Genomic DNA, 244 nt, shown 5'->3' on the forward strand with positions numbered 1-244 from the left:
TATCATGTTTTCTATAACAGCTTATCTCCAGGAACCTATCATTGCAGAAATAAGGGATTCTTCTTCCTCTTCTTCTCCTCCTTCCTCTTCTTCCTTCTCCCCTTTCTCCCTCTTTTTTCCTTTGTGATTATAATTACAATATTTCTCCTTTCCCCTTCCTCTCTAATCCCTCCAAGATACCTTGCCCTCCTCGCCTTCAAATTTATGGCCTTTTTTTCACTAATTGTTATTTCATGTACATGTG

The 244-nt window shown here is 38.5% G+C and carries 1 protein-coding gene; it reads right to left on the reverse strand.

Features of this window, described 5'->3' with window-relative positions; genetic code table 11:
* Nucleotides 1-38: 38 nt before the first annotated feature.
* Nucleotides 39-244, reverse strand: a 206-nt coding sequence (locus I5349_RS13985) for a hypothetical protein (RefSeq protein WP_226391386.1), incomplete at its 5' end; no start/stop codon positions are given.

This window comes from Penaeicola halotolerans (genome assembly GCF_016464625.1).
GTDB classification, from domain to species: domain Bacteria; phylum Bacteroidota; class Bacteroidia; order Cytophagales; family Cyclobacteriaceae; genus Penaeicola; species Penaeicola halotolerans.